Source organism: Pedobacter gandavensis (genome assembly GCF_014172405.1).
Taxonomy (GTDB): domain Bacteria; phylum Bacteroidota; class Bacteroidia; order Sphingobacteriales; family Sphingobacteriaceae; genus Pedobacter; species Pedobacter gandavensis.
The window spans coordinates 446,418-452,637 of the sequence record NZ_WNXC01000004.1 but is presented as its reverse complement, the minus strand read 5'-3'; the positions used below and the strand labels follow the sequence as shown (position 1 = coordinate 452,637).

The 6,220-nt window shown below is 39.0% G+C and carries 5 protein-coding genes; all 5 read left to right on the top strand.

What is annotated here, in order from left to right; translation table 11 throughout:
• The first annotated feature begins 511 nt into the window (after nt 1-511).
• Entirely contained in the window at nt 512-922 is a 411-nt protein-coding gene (locus tag GM920_RS14165; protein ID WP_182958485.1) for an HYC_CC_PP family protein, read from the top strand.
• An 81-nt stretch (nt 923-1,003) separates the two neighbouring features.
• Entirely contained in the window at nt 1,004-1,453 is a 450-nt protein-coding gene (locus tag GM920_RS14160) for a TolC family protein (RefSeq protein WP_182958483.1), read from the top strand.
• On the top strand, nt 1,440-1,604 hold the full coding sequence (locus tag GM920_RS14155; RefSeq protein ID WP_182958480.1) for a hypothetical protein: 165 nt from the start codon (nt 1,440-1,442) through the stop codon (nt 1,602-1,604). The genes GM920_RS14160 and GM920_RS14155 overlap by 14 nt, the downstream gene beginning before the upstream one ends.
• 27 nt (nt 1,605-1,631) lie before the next feature.
• Entirely contained in the window at nt 1,632-1,913 is a 282-nt protein-coding gene (locus GM920_RS14150) for an efflux RND transporter periplasmic adaptor subunit (protein WP_182958477.1), read from the top strand.
• A gap of 1,332 nt (nt 1,914-3,245) precedes the next feature.
• Nucleotides 3,246-6,209, top strand: a complete 2,964-nt coding sequence (locus tag GM920_RS14145) for a SusC/RagA family TonB-linked outer membrane protein (RefSeq protein WP_182958475.1) — start codon at nt 3,246-3,248, stop codon at nt 6,207-6,209.
• The last annotated feature ends 11 nt before the right edge of the window (nt 6,210-6,220 follow it).

Sequence of the window (6,220 nt, the reverse complement as noted above, 5' to 3'; positions counted from 1 at the left end):
GAATCATTCAATGCTAAGGTGAAAGCATTCAGGGCAACTTCCAGGGGAGTTAGGGATGTTAAATTTTTCCTATTCAGGCTTTCTAAAATCTATGCTTAAATCTCATTCCCCCCCAAGAATTTCGCTTGATCCCTTATCCCTTCTTTTGATCTTAGTATAGGTATTCCTTTAGGATGCCTTCGGGATGCTGCTGTACTGCGCTTAGGTTTGCTCAATGGTTAGAAGATGGTTGGATAATGGTTGGATGATCCCTGGTAGGTCTAATTGACCTTTCAACGATGTTCTAAGGATCATGTGTAGCTGACGAAATCTAGAGCTCCTTCCAAAAGGATGTCGAAGGGATTAAGTACCCGGGATTAGCAGATAAGAATCAGGATTGGCTTTAAATCGGATAGTTTTTAATAATTTATGGAGAAGTATAACATACTGATTTCCCCTCAGAATTATATAAAAGATTTGCATAATCCTGTAAGCCTTAATTTAAAGCCGAGGGCCATCTTTGTGTCTCCATATGAAAAGACTGTTTAGCCTATTTCTTTGTCTGTTGTTTCTGATCGTATCCACTGGATTTACGACTAGCGCACATATTTGCAAAGGCGTAAAACAGGAGATCCGGTTATTTTCTAAAGCGCAGAAGGATCAGGTGTGTCCGGTATGTGCGTTAAAAAATCAACAACGAACCAAAAAGAAGAACTGCTGCAAGCACGAAAAAGATCAGGTAAAACTAGCGGATAAAGTGCAAAAGATTGCGCAACAGGAAACGCTTTTGAAGTTTTCTGGAGAGGCAGTGCTATACCTTCATCCAGCCAATACGACCATTTGGGATGATCAATTGTCAGCTGTTAAAACGGATACCCTTTACTTTTCTTCCCCATTAAAAAGCCCCCCTTTCTATATTTTACATTGCGTATATCGGATTTAGGCCATTATCATTTTGAAATCCGGAGCCTGGCAAATGCTCCTTCATCATGATGGTTTAATTTCTAATTGCAGATATAAGACAATGAATACAAAATTCATTGCGTTAGCGGTGCTATGCGGCTTATCGACGGTGTCGTATGCCCAAACTTTGCAACTGCCTGACGCATTACAACGTTCAATTCGGAACTACGAAAAAATAAAAGCAAAGGAGGCTCTGGTAAAAGCTTCCATGGAAAACACCAATTATCAAAAAAGTCAATATTTACCAGATTTCACTGTTTTGGCGCAACAGAGCTTTGGCACGATCAACGCGCAAAACGGTCCGATGTATGGTTATGGAGGCTTAGGTTCGGCGGCAACTTCGATGCCTTTGGCGGAGCAAAACTGGAATGCGGCTTTCGGATCGCTATACCTGGCGAATGTCAACTGGAACCTATTTACTTTTGGTAGGATCAAGAATCAGGTGCAGTTGGCCAAGGTAGAAGAAAACCAGGCCAACCGCGGATTTGCCATTACTGGTGATACAAAGTAACCAAAAGCTTCGCTTGTCATTGTCTGTGCCAGAAGTAAACACGCCTTACTTGAACATTGGTGATACCATTCGCTTCATGGTGAAGTCTATTCCTCAGAAAATGTATATGGCGAAAATTTCTAGGAAATCGGGGGCATTGGATGAAAAGTAGCATTCAGAAAAGATAGAAGCGGATTTGATGAATGTCAATCAGGAGCTAAAGCCATTGATGGTAGCAGAAACCAATATTCCTTTGCAAGCGAGGGAAGCTAGCTTTTTTATTCCGAAAACTGCTTTAGTGGACGCGAATTTAGGGGTTTATGTGATCCGAATTGAAAATGGGAAGACGAAGAATATTCCCGTTGCTAAAGGAAGGATGATGCCGGATAAGGTGGAGGTATTTGGAGAATTGACGGATGGAGATCATATTTTGCTGAAAGCAAGTGAGGAGATCGAGGAAGGAACAACGATTAAAATTTAACTTTTTGTTGTTTAGTTAAATTGCTTACAAAAGCCAACTTCGGTTGGCTTTTGTGGTTTTTGATCTCAACTGTGCGTATAATAGGGGCTTTTGAATATGTCACACTTAAGCGCTTCCAGTCAGAGAATTTCCGGAGTTTTTTGGGGAAACGCTCTTTTTATTTTAAGACATAATTGTTTTATAAAGAATATTTTGATGTTTTTTTTGAGAAAGTTTTTACGCAATTATTTAAGGTATTTGGAGCGTTAAAGACCATACTTTATGACGATTATTATCCTAATACTGTAAAAATCAGGAATTATTTTTTGAAAAAGCAGCGCTGGTATTTATTAATAAACAAGACATTAATGGCATTTTTGATCATTTTATTGACAATAATGTATAGTTTTTAAGGGTGTTTTTCTTGTAACGAACCTGTTATGTGCCAAAATATGTGTGGAATGGCATTTTTTATGGGAATTGTCAAAAAGCGCAAACGTTTGTGTAGAGTGCGTAAACCTTTTATTTTAATGGAAATAGAACTAGGGTTAGTAGAATTCTGAGCATGTTAACTTCGTTTTTACGGCGTTATTTTTCTTGTATAAGTCTTTTTATTACCTGTTTGCGTATTACTAAACGCTTTTAGTTTTTTCGTGCAAAACTTAATTATTAAACGTTACGTTTTTAAATATGGGATTAGTATTATTCTACAATAAAAGATGATAGTCTCTGTTTTTTTTTATTCATAAAAATTCATGGGTTATTTTTAATACTGATTAATTTATGTCTAATAAGTTGATGTTAAATTTATGTTTAACGATGTTTTTATTGCTTTTATACGATAATATCGGCTTAGGCAAACGTTTGCGCTATACTTTTTGAGGACTTCAATGTATAATAGTTCTAAATTGCTTGCATTAAGTATTACATAATCCTTGAGCTTTTTGCTGAATACAGAATAACTCGTTCTGTAGCATGTGGATAGCTGAGCCACAAGGAGGCATTATATGTGATGAATGATAAACAAACCAACCAAACCAACCTAAACCGAACCACTATGATTAAAACTTTTACTTTCTACCAGCAATTGAGTCTTCATTGCTTGACCCGGATATAATATCCTAATTAATACTGTCACCAGTTGATTCCATTCTAAATTGTAGCGCAGGACATCGAACATAAACTGAGCAATTCAGAGTTAGGGTTTTGCCGCTTCATTTCTAATTTGAATCTCCAACCGCCAAAACACGATTTGGCCGGAACGGTATTGTTATGCCTAAGCTTTAAAAACACGGTGCTTTCTGCGCTCAGTAAGTCACCAAAACTAAATCGTCCAATACTTAATTAACACGAATGAAAATGGTCCGAATTATTGCGGGTGTCACTTGTGCGTTCTTGCTTTCTGCGCTTTGTCCTTCAGAGGCAGAAGCAAGATCCCTTCATGCCACTCCTCTGAATTACAATTTGATTTTTAGACAAGACACGGTTCCCAAGGTCTTAAAGAAAGCAATTGATACTGCTGCCTGGGTAAACAATGTATCTCGTAGAAATAAAGGAATCGATTCCTTGAATTTAAAAGTCCTGGCTCTTAGCCCGAATATTTCTCTTCAGCAGATGCTAAAGGGAGGGATTGCCGGCTTATACGTTCAGGAAACCAATGCTGAGCCCGGAACAGAACAAAGTATGTTGATCAGGGGCTTATCTGCTCCGGTTTTCAAAAGGAGAGACATTTATGCGGTGCAGCCCATAGTTTATTTGAATGGAATTCCATTGACGCAGGACAATCCTTTTGCTTTTGATATTCAGAAATACGACTACAATAGAATTGGACCTGCCACCAATCTATTAGCAGGAATTGACATCAGCAACATCAGCTCTATTGAGGTGATCAAAGATCCCGCAGCTTTGGCATTATTGGGACCAAATGCGGCAAATGGCGCGATTTGGGTAACCACCAAGCAAGCGAAAACCGGTTTTAGAAAAATTAGCGTCAATAGCTATTTTGGAATGGTCCAGGCAGGTTCAGCAAATACGGTGAATGCAGCATTTGAAAACAATTTTAGAAAACCTTTCTATCAGAAATACGCTACGGTGGCCGATTATGCAAATTATGCGGGTTATTTAAGTGACTCTACAAATACTGATTATTATGGCCCGTCTAACTGGAACGATTTATACTATAAAACAAAGCCTATTTATTCGGTAGATCTGAGTTTAACTGGTGGATCTGATCGCGCCAACTTCCGTTTCTTCGGGGGGGTAACCAGAAATGCAGGTAGTGCAGATGAAACCAGTTTGAACCGATACAATGCAACTTTTCAGATCAATATGGCGCCATTCGAATGGCTAACTGTATCGAGTATGGTAAATGTGGTGAAAATGGACAGGAGCAGAAACAGAAGTTTAACCGATCGTTATGCCGAAACCAGATACCTAACGGATTTTAGTAGCCCTTTATCTCCAAATAAACTAAGTTATGGGGGCTTTTTAAATGAGTATGAAAAAGCAATTGATGAAAATTCAAATAACCTGATTCAAGGATCTTTTGGTTTGACATTTAAACTAAACAAAGTAAAGTTTACTTCCAGCCTGATGTTTGACTATACGGAAGGCATCAGGGACGTATTTTATCCTTCTACCTTAATGGAGGGCAATAACTATGTGTCGAATTACTTTGGCTTTAACCAACGTGCGATCTGGGATAATGCGTTTACCTACGATTGGAAAATCAATCAGGACCACAAAATTGATTTCAGATTGGGGCAGTCATTGCAGTATGATGTCTACAAGTACAACTATGCAAATGCCTACAACGGACCAAATGATTTCATCAAAATCAATCTGGTAGACCGCAACCTTGAAGCTTATCACTCATTTTATGTATTCCGCTATACAGATCGGGAGAAAGCGACTTTGGCTTCTTTTTATGGTAGCGCAAAATACAGCTATAAAGACCTCCTGGAGTTCAGAGCAGTATTGAGAAATGATGGCAGCTCTTCTGGTCAGCCAAGCAGCAGATGGATGATTGCTCCGGCAGCAAGTGCCAGCTGGAATCTTAAAAATCAATTCTTAAAAGCGAATAATTTCTTCCAGGATTTAAGCGCGCAGGTATCTTATGGACGCAGTGCAAAATTGTTCCTTGATGATCGTTTTTCTGGCGGGCCTCAATATCGTGTAGAAGGTGGGTCCAAAGAAGAACCAACCATCCCTAGTTACGGTGGACAAGGTGGGGTAACCAGACCTTATACTTCAGGCTGGGTAGGCTATGGCATTAAAATGCCGCATACTGACCAGTTTAATTTTACGCTGGCAGGAAGTATGTTAAAAGACCGGTTAACTGCGAGTGCAACCTGGTATCTAAAAGAGGATAAGGACATGGTGCTAAATATTCCTTTACCTGCTGAAAGTGGTTATACCAGTGAGTTTCGAAGCGGTCTTGGCGTAAAAAACACAGGATTAGACTTGACGTTATCGGCATTAATGCTTAAAAGTGTGCGTGGTCTGAACTGGAATACAGGTTTGAATTTCAACATCAATAAGAACAAACTACAAACCTTACCTGGCGGACTGAAGTCATTAATCATTGGCGACAATAAGCTAGAGGTTGGTAAGCCAATTGATGCTTTCTGGGTGTATCAGAATGAAGGAATTTATAACACCAATGGAGAAGTTCCGGTAAATCCGGCGGATAATCAAAGATTATCATTTGATGGATTGGATCTGAAAGCAGGTGATCCGAAATGGAAAGATCAGAATGGGGATTTTGTGATCAACCAAAAAGATAAAGTGTTGACCGGTAATCGACTTCCAGTCTTCACAGGTGGTTGGTCTAATGGATTCAGTTACGGTAACTGGGATTTAAATTTCCAGATTTTCTTTGCGGTAGGTAATAAAGCCATCAATAAATATGATGCCAGCCGTTACGATTTTATCAATCAGGAGTTTACCAACAACATATATTCTATTAAGGAAGTCACCTCTTGGCAGACTTCTTCAGATGTTAAATCTTATCCAGTTTACAATGTTTGGAGTAATGTGATTCCTTACCGTGCAGATCAGGATCTATTCTTAGAAAATGCTTCTTATGCGAAGCTAAGAGCAGTTTCTGTAGGTTATGATTTTTCAAAGTCAAGGATGTTTAAAGCCATGAATTCTGGTATCAGCAGGGCCTACTTATATGTAACCGCCAATAACCTGGTTACAGTTACTTCATTTTCAGGTAGAGATCCAGAATTGGTAGACTATACAGGAATGTATACAGGAGCGGGAATTCCTATTCCACGCACCTTCACCCTGGGTATAAAATTAGATTTATAGTAACTGATATG

Coding starts and splice junctions, on each gene's coding strand:
- GM920_RS14150 (WP_182958477.1), top strand. CDS start 1,632: ATGAATGTCAATCAGGAGCTAAAGCCATTGATGGTAGCAGAAACCAAT.
- GM920_RS14145 (WP_182958475.1), top strand. CDS start 3,246: ATGAAAATGGTCCGAATTATTGCGGGTGTCACTTGTGCGTTCTTGCTT.
- GM920_RS14165 (WP_182958485.1), top strand. CDS start 512: ATGAAAAGACTGTTTAGCCTATTTCTTTGTCTGTTGTTTCTGATCGTA.
- GM920_RS14160 (WP_182958483.1), top strand. CDS start 1,004: ATGAATACAAAATTCATTGCGTTAGCGGTGCTATGCGGCTTATCGACG.